This is a genomic window from Rhodococcus sp. P1Y (genome assembly GCF_003641205.1).
GTDB lineage: Bacteria > Actinomycetota > Actinomycetes > Mycobacteriales > Mycobacteriaceae > Rhodococcoides.
In genome coordinates, this window is the sequence record NZ_CP032762.1 from 55,064 (window position 1) to 69,290 (window position 14,227).

Here is a 14,227-nt window from a genome sequence, read left to right on the forward strand (position 1 = left end):
GTATGACAGCCACCTTCCCCCTCCCCCTACCCGATCTCGCCGTCCGCACTCTGGGCGGCGCCGTCGTGTGGGCGAACGACGAAACGTTCGCGGAGAAGGAGAACCTCGTCAAGCCGGGCAAGGCCGACTACCAGCCTGCGACCTTCGGCCACAAGGGCCAGATCTACGACGGGTGGGAGACGCGTAGGCGTCGGGAAGCGGGTTACGACGAAGCCATCGTCCGACTCGGCGCGCCCGGCGTCGTCGACGCTGTGGTGGTGGACACCGCGTGGTTCACCGGCAACTACCCGCCGGAAATCTCCATCGAGGCGGCGTCGATCGAGGGTTTCCCGTCGGCGCGTGAACTGCACGAGGACACCGAGTGGACGACGATCGTGCCGAAGAGCTCGGTCAACGGGGACACCGAGAACCGGTTCGGGGTCGCATCCGACGAGCGCTGGACGCACGTCAAGCTGTCGATCTACCCCGACGGCGGTGTGGCACGACTGCGCGTACTCGGACGCGGGCGTCCCGACCCACGGTTCATCGCGGCCGGCCCGTTCGACCTCGCGGCCCTCGAGAACGGCGGCTACGTCTCCGCGTGTTCCAACATGTTCTACAGCTCGCCGAACAACCTGCTGTTCCCCGGACCGCCGCGGTCGATGGGTGAGGGCTGGGAAACCTCACGCAGGCGTAACGACGCCAACGACTGGGTCCAGGTAGCCCTCGCCGGACGAGGCACGATCGAACTGGCCGAGCTCGACACGTCGTGCTTCCTCGGAAACGCCCCGGGTGCTGCGTCGCTCAAAGGCCTTCTCGGAGATGGCGAATGGATCGAACTGCTACCGAAGACCCGCCTGCAACCCGACACACGTCACCGGTTCCTGCTGGAGCGCACCGAGCCGGTCTCCGAAGTACGCATGGACATCTTCCCCGACGGGGGTATGGCACGCCTGCGGCTCTTCGGCTCGTTGTCGTAGCGGCAATCCGAGTCCAGCGGCCGGTAGTAACTGCGAAAATGCCGCGGTAGCAATACCCTTGGTAGATGAACCGGCTACTTCACCCGAACGCAGCCCACGTCGCCGACATTCTGATTTCGCGCGGACATCACGGAGTGGTGGTCACCTCGCCGGAGCCGACCCCGACCGCGGACGCCGCTGCCGCATCGCTCGGGGTCAGCGTCGGCGCGATCGTGAAATCTCTTGTCTTCCTGCTCGACGACGATCCAGTGCTTATCCTCGTGTCGGGTGCACACCAGGTAGATCTCGACGCCACCGGACAGCGCCTGGGCGGCACGTTGACGCGGGCACCGCTGGAACTGGTCAAGCATTCGACGGGTCAGCCGATCGGCGGTATCGCACCGGTCGGCCATCCGACGAATCTACCGACGTTCGTCGACGAGACCCTCTCGGACTACCCCGAGTTGTGGGCTGCTGCAGGGCATCCGAACACGGTCTTCAAGACCACGTGCTCGGAGCTTCTGCGCATCACCGCCGGTCTCGCCATCGATGTCACCTAGACGCGGGAGCGCTCAGGAGGCCAGCACCCGTGTCGGCGTCAGCGAGCCGGTCGCGGCCAGAAGCTTCTCGGCGGAGAATAAGACACCGCGATCCTCCAGCCAGGGCACGACGCCGCGTGCGATCTTGTCGAGGTTCCGCTGCTCGGGCCCGACGGCGATGAGGGTCACCCCGTCGGCCACCTCCGCTGCCTTCACGTCGGCGACGAGCCCCGCGAGACCGGAGGGGGTCCCGACGTACCGGATGGAACTCGGCACCGCCGGGAGGTCCAGCGCGGCGAATTCCCGACGCGCGGTCCGTGCATCGTCGGCGACGTGGATCTCGATATCGAGAAACACCGCAACGCTGTCGGCATCTTTGCCTGCCTCGACGGCCTCGGCCCTGGCACGTGCTCTTGCCTGCTGACCCTCGCGGAGATCCGAGGCGTGGATGCGAACTATCGACTCGGTAGGGCGAGCGTCGGTGACTTCCGTCCATGCGCCTGGAGTTGCAAGGGCAAGGCGGACAGGTGAGTTGTTCGACATGAAATTGGTCCCGTCGTGCAAGCGAGGTGTTGGGGAGGATGACTGAAGTCCGAACACCTACACGAGCCAGAGGCCGTCCGGCACAGATCGACGTATCGATCGCGCCAGAGTCGGTTCTGCGACAGAGCAATTGCCCTCATGAGGCGATGCTAACCGTTTGCGTTGCGCATGGGGATCCCACGCCTGCGGCACCGCCTGCCAGCTCGGGGAACGGGCGAGGGTCGGGAATAGGATTCCACCAACCGTTCTCCTCCTCGTACGTCCAGGAGGGCCCGTCGGCGACGAGCGTCTCGATGGCCCCGATCAGCCGATCCACATCGGCGTCGGAACTGCCGAGCCCCAGGCTGGCGCGCACGGCACCGTCCGCGTGACCCAGTCGCGCGAGCAGCGGGTGAGCGCAGAACTTGCCATCCCGCACTCCGATGCCGTGCTCGGCCGACAGGTACGCAGCGATCTCGCCGGGGCCGAATCCATCTACGGAAAATGTGACTATCCCCACACTGTCCGGGGAGTCGTTCCACACCGTCAGTACGTCGACGCCAGGCACCGCCGTCAACCCGTCGCGCAGGCGATCGGACAGTCGACGCTCGTGGTCGACCGAACCTGCCACCTCGAAATGCTCGAGGGCTTCACATGCTGCCGCCAAGGCGACGACGCCGAGCACGTTGGGTGTACCCGCCTCGTGACGTGCCGGAACCGGCGCCCACTCGGCGTGATCGAGACCGACGTGGCGAACAGCCCCGCCGCCTGCGAGATAGGGCTCGGCGGCGTCGAGCCAGTCACGCTTACCGACGAGCACGCCGGCACCGTGCGGCGCGTACAACTTGTGTCCGGAAAACGCGAGGTAGTCCACCCCCAGGGCCTCGATGTCGACCCGTCGATGGGGTACCAATTGCGCACCGTCGACGAGGATGCGTGCGCCGTATCGGTGCGCGAGAGCAGCGAGCTCGTCGATCGGAAGTACTTCGCCGGTCACATTGGAGGCGCCCGTCACCGCAAGCAGCGCAGCCGGTTTGGCAGCGAGTTCGGCTTCGATCGATACCAGGGTCTCGGCGATGGACTCGGCCGCGACGACGACGCGGCGGTCGTTCCAGGGCAGCAGGTTCGCGTGATGCTCGATATCGAGAACCACGGTGTCTCCCGGCACGCACCCGGCAAGAAGGTTCAGCGAGTCGGTGGTGTTCCTGGTGAAGATGACAACCGCATCCGATTGCGCTCCAACGAAATTCGACACCGTCACGCGTGCCTTTTCGTACGCCGCAGTGGACACGCGTGATGCGTACCCGGCGCCGCGGTGAACGCTCGAGTAGTAGGGCAACAGATCGGCAATTCGCTCGGTCACGTGGGCGAGCGCAGGCGCGCTGGCCGCGTAGTCGAAATTGGCGTACGTGCAGGTACTTCCATTCACCAGAGGAACCTGCAGATCAGCGCCGCTGACTGTAGCGAACGAAGCACACGAGTTGTCGAGAACAGCAGTCATGACAAATAACCCCTTGTCGATCAAGGGACCCGAAGAATCGTCAGTGAGAAGTCGAGTCCGCGCTTGCTGCACCGGTTTTCCGGCGTCAGCCAGGTCGTCACCCGGAGCACCCCACCGCGGAGGAGGGTTGCCGACCAGCAAGCCGGGGCTTGATGCTGGTACTCATGACCTGCACAGAGGATGGCAAAAGTGCCACTGGATTGTCAACCCGGGAGGTAGGAAACCTCCAACTCGATTAAGCTGTGCCCGGTGCCGAGACCGTACGAGATGCAGCTTTGCGCGAACGAAACGTCCGTTCACCTTCTGGACAACCGAACATGAGATAACGACCGCTGACGTTCGTTTCGGTACAACACGAGAAGAAGGAACACCGGTTGTCTGTGCAATCACAATCGGATTCGGCTAGCGTCCAGCCCTCGGCTGGCGTCCCCGCCGAATTCTTGCGCGCAGGGCGCGCTCCATCGGAGCGAACGCTCATCGACATCCTGCGCTCGACCACCTCGCAGTACCCCGATGCCGCGGCGATCGACGACGGCACCGTCTCGGTCACCTACCGCGAGCTCCTCGAGGACATCGACGAAGGCGCGCAGTGGCTGGCCAGGGCTGGAGTAAGGCGCGGCGACCGCGTCGGAATCAGAATGCCCTCGGGTTCGTTCTCGCTCTACGTCGCCATCTTGTCGATCCTCAATGCGGGTGCCGCCTACGTGCCCGTCGATGCCGACGACCCGGACGAACGGGCCGAGCTGGTGTTCGGCGAAGCGAAGGTCACTGCCGTCGTCACGGCAGGAGGAATCGCGGCGGGTACGGCCGACAAGCAGGACACCCCGATCCCGGACACCCTCACGATCCCTTCACCCGACGAAGACGCGTGGGTCATCTTCACCTCCGGCTCCACCGGGACCCCGAAGGGTGTGGCCGTCAGCCACCGCAATGCGGCGGCGTTCGTCGACGCCGAGGCACGGATGTTCATGCAGGACGACCCGCTGGGTCCGGGTGACCGGGTACTCGCAGGCCTTTCGGTGGCGTTCGACGCGTCGTGCGAGGAGATGTGGCTCGCGTGGCGTCACGGCGCATGCCTGGTGCCCGCTCCGCGCTCTCTCGTTCGCAGTGGTTTCGACCTCGGGCCGTGGTTGATCGCCCGCGACATCTCCGTCGTCTCGACGGTTCCCACGCTCGCCGCTCTGTGGCCTGCCGTAGCTCTCGAAGCCGTCCGGCTGCTCATCTTCGGCGGTGAAGCGTGCCCACCCGAGCTGGCCGAGCGCCTCGCCGTCGACGGCCGCGAGGTCTGGAACACCTACGGTCCGACGGAAGCAACCGTCGTCGCGTGCGCGTCGATCATGGACGGCAAGGGCCCGGTGCGTATCGGACTCCCGCTCGACGGGTGGGATCTCGCCGTGGTGGACGGAGGCGGCAATCCCGTCGCCGTCGGGGAGGTCGGTGAGCTGGTCATCGGCGGAGTCGGACTTGCGCGCTATCTCGATCCGGCCAAGGACGCCGAGAAGTACGCCCCGATGCCGACGCTCGGATGGGACCGCGCCTATCGCAGCGGCGACCTCGTCAAGCTCGAGCTCGAAGGCTTGCTCTTCCAAGGCCGCGCCGACGACCAGATCAAACTCGGCGGCAGACGCATCGAACTCGGTGAGATCGACAACGCGCTTCAGTCGTTGCCCGGCGTCGGCGGCGCGGCCGCAGCCGTCAGGAAGACCGGTGCGGGCAACTCGGTCCTCGTCGGCTACCTGGCTAGTACCGACCCGAATTTCGATCTGGACGCAGCCCGCAAGATTCTGGCCGAGCAGTTGCCGTCGGCGCTCGTTCCACGCCTCGCACTCGTCGACGAGATGCCGACGCGCACCTCGGGCAAGGTCGACCGCAACGCTCTTCCGTGGCCACTCCCCGGCATGGGCGAGTCCTCGGACCTGACCGGGACCGCCGGATGGGTCGCCGAATTGTGGACCAACATCCTCGGTGCCCAGGTCTCCGACGAGAACGCCGACTTCTTCCAGAACGGCGGCGGATCGCTGTCCGCCGCACAGCTGGTGACCGCCCTACGCGAGCGATTCCCGGAAATCACCGTCGCTCAGCTGTACGACCACCCGCGGCTGGGTTCGCTCGCGCGGTATCTGGACGAGCTGAAGCCTCCGCTCGACATCGTTCCGCGCGAGGTCGAACCAACCTCTCGGACAGCGCAGTGGACGCAGATCGCCGCGACGATTCCGTTGACGACGTTGACGGGACTGCAATGGATCACGTGGGTCGGGATCCTGTTCAACGTCATGAGCTGGTTCGCGTACGTGCCATGGGCGCCGACGCTGTCATGGTGGTGGATTCTTCCCGCATTCATCTTGTTCATCAGTCCGGTCGGCCGGATGGCGATCTCGGTCGTCGGGTCCCGGCTGCTGCTGGCAGGGCTCCAGCCCGGCGCCTACAAGCGCGGCGGAAGCGCGCACATTCGGTTGTGGACGGCGACGCGCCTGACCGACGCCAGCGGTGCGTCGAACCTCTCGGGCGCACCGTGGATGGTCTACTACGCCCGCGCGCTGGGCGCCAAGATCGGCAAGGGCGTCGACCTGCACACGCTGCCGCCGGTGACAGGCATGCTCGAGCTCGGCGACGGGTGCTCGGTCGAACCCGAGGTCGATCTGAGCGGCCACTGGATCGACGGCGACATCGTCTACATCGGCGGCATCAAGATCGGTGCAGGCGCTACCGTCGGCGCGCGCTCGACGTTGCTTCCCGGCACGTCCGTCGGCAAGAACGCCGTCGTGAGTGCGGGCTCTGCCGTCGTCGGACGCGTGAAAGCCGGACATCTGTGGGCCGGTTCGCCCGCTCAGAAGGTCGGCAAGGCCGAGCACCCGTGGCCGCAGCACGCTCCCCCACGTGCGACCCACTGGGTATTGGCGTACGGCGTGGCCTCGCTCTTGCTGTCCGGAATGGCCATCTTCTCCCTCGGTGTTTCGCTCGTACTGATGGGATGGTGGCTGCACACGGCGACGACACTGCTCGGAGCCGTCGGCCGAGCAGCCATCATGCTTCCGGTGGCCACGCTCGTCTCACTGGGAGTGTTCGCAATGATCACGCTGGTGGCGGTGCGGTTGCTGAGCATCGGCCTGAGCGAGGGATATCACCCTGTTCGCAGCCGAATCGGGTGGCAGGTGTGGGCCACCGAACGCCTGATGGACTCCGCGCGCACGTTCCTGTTCCCGCTGTACGCCTCGCTGCTCACTCCGCACTGGTTGCGATTGCTCGGCGCCAAGATCGGCAAAGACGTCGAAGCATCGACCGTGTTGATGATTCCGAAATTCACCACCGTCGCCGACGGGGCCTTCCTCGCCGACGACACCATGGTGGCGAGTTACGAACTCGGCGGCGGCTGGATGCACCTCGGTGATGCCAAGGTGGGCAAGCGCGCCTTCCTCGGCAACTCGGGAATGACCGGCCCGGGACGCACCGTCCCCAAAAATGGACTCGTCGCGGTTCTCTCGGCGACGCCGGACAAGGCGAAGTCGGGATCCTCCTGGCTCGGCAGCCCGCCGGTGAGGTTGCGTCGGGCCGCAGGGCGAGCCGACTCCTCGCGCACGTTCGATCCCTCGATGAAGCTCAAGCTCGCCCGCTCGTTCGTCGAAACCTGCCGGCTGATCCCGGTGATGGTCACCTTCGGCATCGGTCTCGGAGTGCTCTTCGGCATGACGTGGATCGCCGACGCGGTCGGGTACTGGCTCGCAGCGCTGCTGAGCGGCATGGTGCTGCTGATCGCCGGGGCGGTGGCTGCGACGGTGTCGGCGGCGGCGAAGTGGGCATGGGTCGGACGCATCGACAAAGTCGAACACCCGCTGTGGAGCTCGTTCGTGTGGCGGAACGAAGTGGCGGACACGTTCGTCGAGACGGTCGCTGCACCATGGTTCGCGCGCGCCGCAGAGGGTACTGCTGTGCTGAACATGTGGTTGCGCTGGCTCGGGGCTGATATCGGTCGTGGGGTCTGGTGTGAGACGTACTGGCTACCGGAGGCCGATCTTGTGACACTCGCCGACGGCGCGACCGTCAACCGAGGGTGCGTTGTGCAGACGCACCTGTTTCATGATCGGATCATGTCCATGGACAGCGTCACACTCGGACGAGGAGCAACCCTGGGACCACATTGCGTCGCGCTACCCGCTGCGGGGATCGGCGACAGCGCGACGGTCGGTCCGGCATCCCTCGTCATGCGCGGCGACACCGTGCCCGGGCACACGCGCTGGCAGGGCAACCCCATCGCGCCGTGGGCGAAGGGCGACCCGTACGCGCGCATCGTCGTCGCTCAGGACAGCCTATGAAATTCGCTGGTTCCAAGCTGGTGACACCGACGTTCGACCTCGACGCGAACGACGCCCCGATCGACGACTACCTGCCGCAGAACGGCAACCGCGGCTACCGCGTGTCCCGATACGAACTGGATCTCGAGTACAAGGTCGAGAGCAACCGGCTCGCGGGCAAAGCGAAGATCACGGCCGTGACGACAGCGACCACGTCCAAGTTCGCGTTCGATCTCGGTCCTGCATTGACGGTCTCCAAGGTGACCGTGAACGGTTCGCGATCGGTGAAGTTCAGCCAACATCGGGGCAAGCTCAAGATCACGCCGGCCAAGCAGATCGCGTCCGGAGCCGCATTGGTCGTCGTGATCCAGTACGCCGGAACTCCCAAGCCCATCAACGGTTTCTGGGGTGAGGTCGGTTGGGACGAGCTGACCGAAGGATCCATCGTCGCGAGCCAGCCCAACGGCGCGGCGTCGTGGTTCCCGTGCGACGACCACCCGGTGTCGAAAGCCAGTTACGGCATCACCATCACCACCGATTCGCCGTACTACGCGGTGGCCAACGGCACCCTGGTACGCAAGCAGACTCGGGCCAGCCGTACCACCTGGGTGTACGAGCAGCCCGAGCCGATGGCAACGTACCTCGCGACCATCCAGATCGGCCCGTACAGCCAACACACCACCTCGCCCGGCCCGGTGCTGATGAAGGCTGTTCTCCCACATCGACTTCGGGCGAACTTCGACCACGACTTCGGTCGTCAGACCGAGATGATGAGCACGTTCGAGCGACTGTACGGGCCCTATCCGTTCGCCGCCTACACCGTGGTGATCACCGACGACGATCTCGAAATCCCCATCGAGGCACAGGGTCTGTCGATCTTCGGCGCGAACCACTGCTCGGGCACTCGCTACTTCGAGCGCCTCGTCGCCCACGAGCTCGCGCACCAGTGGTTCGGCAACAGCCTCACGCTGGGCAAGTGGAAAGACATCTGGCTACACGAAGGCTTCGCGTGTTACTCGGAGTGGATCTGGGCCGAGACTTCCGACGGAACCTCCGCGCGCGACAAAGCCCGACGCGTCCACACCATGCAGCGAGGACTTCCCCGCGATCTTATCCTTGGCGATCCCGGGCCCGCCAAGATGTTCGACGACCGCGTGTACAAGCGCGGGGCATTGACCCTGCATGCCCTGCGAACCACAATCGGTGACGAACAATTCTTCGGACTGATCCAGGAATGGACGTCGAAGTACCGCTACTCCACCGTCTGCACCGCCGACTTCATCGACCTGGCAACACGTTTCGGCTGCCCTCGTAGCCTGTGGGAAGCGTGGCTCGAATCACCTCAGTTGCCAGCGCTGCCCTGAGCTCTGGTTGCCTGGGCGTCGGGCTATCGCTTGGGGCTGCCAGGCTGGACCGCCGGGCCAGGCTGGGGCTGCCGGGCCTGGGCTGCTGGGCGCGATTTACCCCCTGATTGTGCGTCTTGGAGCCCATTTTGCGCACAACGCGGGAGTAGATCTGGCGCGGACGGTCTCCTCGACTGATTCCCCGGGTTCGGGCGCTGCTGATTAGAACCAGCTGTGGCGCATGGAGATCACGGCGCCTGCCACGAGCGATGCGTACAGCGCTGTCGTTGCTGCCGCGCCGGCCCAGAACATCGGCGTCACCGACACCGACCAACGGTCGCTTTCACCGATTCGGATGTCGAACGGGAACGCGCTGACACACAAGGCGTCGAGACGTTCCGCATGAGCCAGAACGATTCCTGACGTATACGGCAGCCCGCGGACCGTCAGGGTTCGCGGTTGGTCGTCGACCAGGTAGGTGAGCACGCTGTCGGTGATCTCCCCGGTGAACCAGCCTCGCTCGACACGCCAACCGGTCGCGTGCGCTAGCCGGACAGTTCCGTTGCCCGCCGCCGTCGTCTCGACGGAATCAATAGTCACTACCTCGCCGGAACGCAGTAGGTGCCACCATCGAGCGATGCCGCGGAATCGCCGCGCCAACCCCACCGCCACCAAGCCGATCAACAGCACCGGCGCGAGGCCCGGAAAGTGGAGGAGCACAACGCCAGGAACGACCAGCGCCAACAGCACGACATAGCTCTCGCGCCAATCCCACGACAACGTCCCGGTGATGGGAACCATCAGCGGGACCCGCCTGCTCGTCGTAGGCAAGAGGACCCCCATAGTCAGGTGAGCTTAGACCCTTCCGCGTCCATAGGAGCAGCAGGAAGATGAGACGTAGAACGAGTGCGAACGAACACCCAGCACACTCCAGCCATGATCGCTCCGAACACGAAGATCGTCGGGTAGGTGAGGACCCCGGGCCACCTTTCGGTCAGCGCGGACAGAATGGCAGGCACTGCGAAACCTAGGTAGGTGAGCGAGTAGAAGACTGCGGTGAGGCCTGCGAGATCGTTCGGTCCCGCGATGCGCTGAACTTCTTGAAGTCCGGACACCAAGGCCATGCCGTAACCACACCCGAGAACGGCCGCGGCGATCAATGCTGCGGCGATGGTCAATGCGGACGCCGCCCACGCCGCCAGCAGCATTCCGAAAACGAGGATCGTCAGGGCCACCAGTGCACCTCGCGCCGCGTTCGGAGTGTCGATCTTCCGGCCGACGGCCTGAATCGCGAACCCGGCACCGAGAGCGAGGACGGACATCAACGCGGACAACGCAATCGGATGTCCGCCACTTCGGTCGGCCATGAGCGAGGGCAGCACTGCGTAGGCGACGCTCGCCGCGCCGAACACCCATGGTGCGAGCGGAACGACAATCACCAGGAACCGCCGGTGCGTCGCAGCCGGGATCTTCAGGTCGTCGATCAGCCGTGCACGGTGCGCTTTCGGGACGGCGGGGCGTGTCTCGGGCACCGAGATCATTCCGATTCCCGCGATGACGCAGATGCCGACATGCACGGCGTACGCGAGATGCGTCGGCCACGGCGCCCATTGAGCGAGAATCCCTGCGACCCCTGCTCCGAGCGCGAAGCCGGCGGTGAGACTCATGGCCTGGCGTCGGGCTCCAGCACCGGGAGCTGCGGTGGGATCCAGGGCCGACAATTCCTTGATCCAGCTTCCGCCGACCGCCATGCCGATGCCGAGCGCGATTCCACTGAGAACTCGTCCGCCGAAGAGGATCCCGGCGGTGTCGGCGCCGAATGCGATGAGAATCGAACCGGCCGCGGCCACGGCTGTCGCGGGCAACATGACAGGCCTGCGACCGATGCGATCGGACAGCGGACCGCAGATCAACAGTGCCGGAACGATTCCGATGACATAGGCAAACAGAAACGTGTCGACGGTGAAGGCCGAGAACCCGTGCTCCAGGCGATACATGACCAACAGTGGGGTGAACTCGTTGCCACCCCACGCCACCGCGAAGAGCCCGGCGGCGACGAGCATCCACGTCCCCGTCCTCGTCTCGGTCGTCCGAGTTAATGTCATCTCGCGCCTCCGTTCAGTCCGTGTGTGCGCCGCATGTGGGTGTCGACGGCGTGGGCGAACCCGTCCACATCGGCCTGCTCGATCAGATCCGCGAGGACGGAATGCTCGTCGACGATGCGTGCAAGCTGGTCCGGATCCCGTGCGAGCGAATGGGTCGTCATCCGCCGCTGACGCTCTCGAAGACCGTCGTAGAAGGCGTCGAGCAGCGGGTTGCCGCCTGCGCGGACGATCAGGCGGTGGAAGTCTGCGTCGGCGGCGCTGAATTCGGCACGGGTCCCGGTCGCTGCAATGCTGCGCTGACCCTCCAGGTTCTCGCGTAGCTGCACGACGAGTTCCCGTGTGGCCCGTTCGTCGGCGACGACGGTTCGTACGCTGCCGGTTTCGACGAGCCACCGTGCGGACACGACATGCTCGGCCTCCCCAGGGGCGATCGCGACGACGAGTGCGCCGCGTTTGGGGTACAGCCGCATCCAGCCTTCGACCTGCAAGCGCAGAAATGCCTCGCGGACGGGGGTGCGGCTGATGCTCATGCGGCCGGCGATGTCACCTTCGCTGACCAGCTCGCCACCTGGCAGTTCACCGGTGACGATCAGTTCTTTGACTGTCGCGTAGGCCTGCTCGGATGCTGAATACGACTTGGACACGACATAGATACTAGTTGCTGAGGCTTCGCCGCCCGTGCGCGGGTAATGACAGAGGGACGTAACTACGCACGCACGACCCAGGTCCAGGGTCGTGCGCGGGTAATGACAGAGGAACGTAACTACGCACGCACGGGGCGCGCAGCGCCACTCACTCGTCGTCGCCCTTCTTGAAGACCCGGCGCGCGGTCGGAATCAGCACGATCAACGCGCCCACGAGTACGACGACCGAAAATACTTCCAGCAACATGTGCAGTACTCCTCAACTAGGCGCGAGCCAACTTCCGACAGGGAGGTTTCTGAATACGGTGAACACGAGGACGATCACTATTCCGACGACGACTACCCCACTCGCGGGTTTCCGGAACGTTCGCCCACGCAACCGGGCGCGCGCCCAGATCGCCCACACGATCGCTCCGACGCACAGAAGGACCACCGCGAGCGCGTTGGAAGACAGCGCCGACGCGACATCGCCGCGAACGAGGTCACCGAATGCTCTCGTCGCGCCGCATCCGGGGCACCACAGACCGGTCATCGCATGCAGCGGGCACGGTAGGTACGTCGACGTGCGGGGGTCTCGGACGAAGAGCAGCGCCCCTGCCGCAACAACGCCAGCGGCGACTGCCGCCGGCGCACCCAGGCGGGCCGCCGCGGTCGTCGTCATGTCACCAGCCTAGGCGAGCGCCGCATTCGGTTCGGGTTTGTCGGACGCATGGTCGTAGTAGCCGACGACACCCCGCGCACCGAAGACGGCGTACTCGGCTTGCCCCCCGGTCGTCACGGCCTCTTCGACGAGACCCCTGAGCACGACGTCGACCAACTGCTCCAGCAGGTGCCATCGCTCGGCTGGTTCGTGATCGCCTTGCGCGGCCGTGTCGGCGAAGTCGGCTCCGATGCGAGCATCGAGGGATCGCAACACCTCGAACACTCCTCGATCGGCCACCTGGATGTCCGCTTCGTTGTCGAGGACCACTCGCACGGCCCACCTGATGTCGTCGACGTGATTGCCGAGCCACAGGCGTCGCCGATATACGACGCCCAGCGACGGCCACCGTTTCCTGGCGGCCTGACGGGTCTTGCCGGTGACTGCGGCCAAGTCGGCCAGACTCGCCCCCAGCCACATCGCGGTCGTCGCAGCGGACTCGGTTGCTGCTGCAGCCTCGCGGTTCACGTTCTCTTCCTCGGTCAATGCTTGTCTGAGCGCGATCAACGCAGTGTGCCTGCGCTCGCGCTCGTCGCCGACGTCGGTCGTCTTCTCACCAGGGTCCAAGTCTGACAACTTTTGGTTCACAACAGAACCGTAGCTTGTGAACCTGAGGTTCACAACCCTTTTAGGGTGAATCGGCACCGTTCCGCAGTCCGGGCGCACCAACCGGCCTAGCGTCGAATTTCCGCGGACAGGAGACACGATGGACACCTCACGGACGACCCGGATCACCGTCGCCGCACTGGCGACTTTCGCGCTGACCGGCACGATGGTCGGCACAGCACATGCGGCACCGCCAGGCGTCGGGTATTCCATCAGCACCGGCGCACCCGGCACGATCACCACGGTTCTCGACGCCGGCGCCTTCCAGCTCGGATCGGATGGGACAGCCGTCACGGTCGTCGACGACGCTGGTGCGACTCTCGCGAACATCCCTCTTGCCTACTCGGTCGACGGCACCCTGTTTCCGGTTGCCGCAGCCATCGGCGACGGAGGTAGATCGCTGAACCTCGTCCCGGGACTACCGTCGGCGATCCATCCGGTGTACAGCCCAGCGGCCTACCAGAATCTGGTCACCCAAATCGAAATCGGTTGGCGCAACGGAGGATCTGTCACAGCGGGCATCGGCGCAGGTATCGGCGCGGCCGTCGGGTGCGTCCTGTTCCTGTTCGTCGGCTGCATACCCGGCGCGGCTCTCGGAGTGACGCTAGGCGTGGTCAACGGCGTCGTGAGTGCCAATCCTGCCGTGACGCCTGCGTTGTTCGAATTCGTGCGAACCCTGCCCTGAGGCTCCGGGTCACGGCACGACGACCACACTGCCGATCATGTCGGGGTGCGGGGTGCAGTGGTAGCTGTAGGTGCCGGGCTCGGTGAACGTGTGGGAGAAGCTGTTCGCCGTCATGAGCGGGCTGCGGAACGCCCGATCGTCGGCGACGACGTCGTGGGCCATGCCGCCATCGGCGAACACCCACGTCACCGTCTCGCCCGCCGAGATGGTGATGTTCGACGGTGTGTACGAGCGGTCGGCAACGATCACCTGCCCCGGCACCTCGGGCGCGGGCGCTTTCTCCGGCGCGGGCGACGAACAACCGGAGACGAGCACGAGCGCAGCGGCTCCGAACAGTACCAACGATGATCTCACT

The 14,227-nt window shown here is 65.3% G+C and carries 13 protein-coding genes and 1 riboswitch; of the genes, 5 read left to right on the forward strand and 8 right to left on the reverse strand.

All coding sequences use genetic code 11. The features are described from left to right. The first annotated feature begins 2 nt into the window (after nucleotides 1-2). Together alc and D8W71_RS00285 are read left to right on the forward strand one after the other, a co-directional pair. Nucleotides 3-959: an allantoicase gene (alc, locus tag D8W71_RS00280; protein ID WP_121109964.1), complete on the forward strand. Its 957-nt coding sequence runs from the start codon at nucleotides 3-5 to the stop codon at nucleotides 957-959. A gap of 65 nt (nucleotides 960-1,024) precedes the next feature. Further along, on the forward strand, nucleotides 1,025-1,498 hold the full coding sequence (locus tag D8W71_RS00285) for a YbaK/EbsC family protein (protein ID WP_121109966.1): 474 nt from the start codon (nucleotides 1,025-1,027) through the stop codon (nucleotides 1,496-1,498). Between the two features lie 12 nt (nucleotides 1,499-1,510). Here the strand turns inward: D8W71_RS00285 and D8W71_RS00290 are convergent, their stop codons facing one another. Together D8W71_RS00290 and D8W71_RS00295 are read right to left on the reverse strand one after the other, a co-directional pair. After that, a complete protein-coding gene (locus D8W71_RS00290; RefSeq protein ID WP_121109968.1) occupies nucleotides 1,511-2,020 on the reverse strand; it encodes a hypothetical protein in 510 nt (169 codons plus the stop codon). A 136-nt stretch (nucleotides 2,021-2,156) separates the two neighbouring features. Then, nucleotides 2,157-3,500: an aminotransferase class V-fold PLP-dependent enzyme gene (locus D8W71_RS00295; protein ID WP_121109970.1), complete on the reverse strand. Its 1,344-nt coding sequence runs from the start codon at nucleotides 3,498-3,500 to the stop codon at nucleotides 2,157-2,159. A gap of 54 nt (nucleotides 3,501-3,554) precedes the next feature. Continuing rightward, nucleotides 3,555-3,670: riboswitch (SAM riboswitch) on the reverse strand. 204 nt (nucleotides 3,671-3,874) lie between these two features. On the opposite strand from D8W71_RS00295, the gene D8W71_RS00300 reads away from it, so the two are divergent. Both D8W71_RS00300 and D8W71_RS00305 read left to right on the forward strand, forming a co-directional pair. Continuing rightward, nucleotides 3,875-7,810 (forward strand): Pls/PosA family non-ribosomal peptide synthetase, encoded by a 3,936-nt coding sequence (locus D8W71_RS00300; RefSeq protein WP_121109972.1) that lies wholly within the window; start codon nucleotides 3,875-3,877, stop codon nucleotides 7,808-7,810. Next, on the forward strand, nucleotides 7,807-9,153 hold the full coding sequence (locus D8W71_RS00305; protein ID WP_121109974.1) for a M1 family metallopeptidase: 1,347 nt from the start codon (nucleotides 7,807-7,809) through the stop codon (nucleotides 9,151-9,153). The genes D8W71_RS00300 and D8W71_RS00305 overlap by 4 nt, the downstream gene beginning before the upstream one ends. A gap of 201 nt (nucleotides 9,154-9,354) precedes the next feature. Here the strand turns inward: D8W71_RS00305 and D8W71_RS00310 are convergent, their stop codons facing one another. The 5 genes from D8W71_RS00310 to D8W71_RS00330 form a co-directional block, all read right to left on the reverse strand. Next, nucleotides 9,355-9,963 carry a hypothetical protein gene (locus D8W71_RS00310; protein WP_236077648.1) on the reverse strand — a complete coding sequence of 203 codons (609 nt, stop codon included), beginning with the start codon at nucleotides 9,961-9,963 and terminating at the stop codon, nucleotides 9,355-9,357. A gap of 14 nt (nucleotides 9,964-9,977) precedes the next feature. After that, entirely contained in the window at nucleotides 9,978-11,237 is a 1,260-nt protein-coding gene (locus D8W71_RS00315; RefSeq protein WP_121109978.1) for an MFS transporter, read from the reverse strand. After that, a complete protein-coding gene (locus D8W71_RS00320; protein ID WP_121109981.1) occupies nucleotides 11,234-11,881 on the reverse strand; it encodes a GntR family transcriptional regulator in 648 nt (215 codons plus the stop codon). The genes D8W71_RS00315 and D8W71_RS00320 overlap by 4 nt, the downstream gene beginning before the upstream one ends. 259 nt (nucleotides 11,882-12,140) lie before the next feature. Further along, complete coding sequence (locus D8W71_RS00325; protein ID WP_121109983.1) at nucleotides 12,141-12,542, reverse strand: DUF2752 domain-containing protein; 402 nt, start codon at nucleotides 12,540-12,542, stop codon at nucleotides 12,141-12,143. A 9-nt stretch (nucleotides 12,543-12,551) separates the two neighbouring features. Continuing rightward, nucleotides 12,552-13,169, reverse strand: coding sequence for a hypothetical protein (locus tag D8W71_RS00330; protein WP_121118322.1), 618 nt, complete (start codon nucleotides 13,167-13,169; stop codon nucleotides 12,552-12,554). Nucleotides 13,170-13,287: 118 nt separating this feature from the next. On the opposite strand from D8W71_RS00330, the gene D8W71_RS00335 reads away from it, so the two are divergent. After that, entirely contained in the window at nucleotides 13,288-13,872 is a 585-nt protein-coding gene (locus D8W71_RS00335; protein WP_121109985.1) for a hypothetical protein, read from the forward strand. A gap of 9 nt (nucleotides 13,873-13,881) precedes the next feature. Here D8W71_RS00335 and D8W71_RS00340 read toward each other — a convergent pair whose 3' ends face one another. After that, nucleotides 13,882-14,226: a plastocyanin/azurin family copper-binding protein gene (locus D8W71_RS00340; RefSeq protein ID WP_236077649.1), complete on the reverse strand. Its 345-nt coding sequence runs from the start codon at nucleotides 14,224-14,226 to the stop codon at nucleotides 13,882-13,884. Between the last annotated feature and the right edge of the window lies 1 nt (nucleotide 14,227).

Bases quoted from the DNA above. Each gene is read 5' to 3' on its own strand.
- alc (WP_121109964.1), top strand. From the start codon at position 3: ATGACAGCCACCTTCCCCCTCCCCCTACCCGATCTCGCCGTCCGCACT.
- D8W71_RS00285 (WP_121109966.1), top strand. From the start codon at position 1,025: ATGAACCGGCTACTTCACCCGAACGCAGCCCACGTCGCCGACATTCTG.
- D8W71_RS00290 (WP_121109968.1), bottom strand. From the start codon at position 2,020: ATGTCGAACAACTCACCTGTCCGCCTTGCCCTTGCAACTCCAGGCGCA.
- D8W71_RS00295 (WP_121109970.1), bottom strand. From the start codon at position 3,500: ATGACTGCTGTTCTCGACAACTCGTGTGCTTCGTTCGCTACAGTCAGC.
- D8W71_RS00305 (WP_121109974.1), top strand. From the start codon at position 7,807: ATGAAATTCGCTGGTTCCAAGCTGGTGACACCGACGTTCGACCTCGAC.
- D8W71_RS00315 (WP_121109978.1), bottom strand. From the start codon at position 11,237: ATGACATTAACTCGGACGACCGAGACGAGGACGGGGACGTGGATGCTC.
- D8W71_RS00325 (WP_121109983.1), bottom strand. From the start codon at position 12,542: ATGACGACGACCGCGGCGGCCCGCCTGGGTGCGCCGGCGGCAGTCGCC.
- D8W71_RS00335 (WP_121109985.1), top strand. From the start codon at position 13,288: ATGGACACCTCACGGACGACCCGGATCACCGTCGCCGCACTGGCGACT.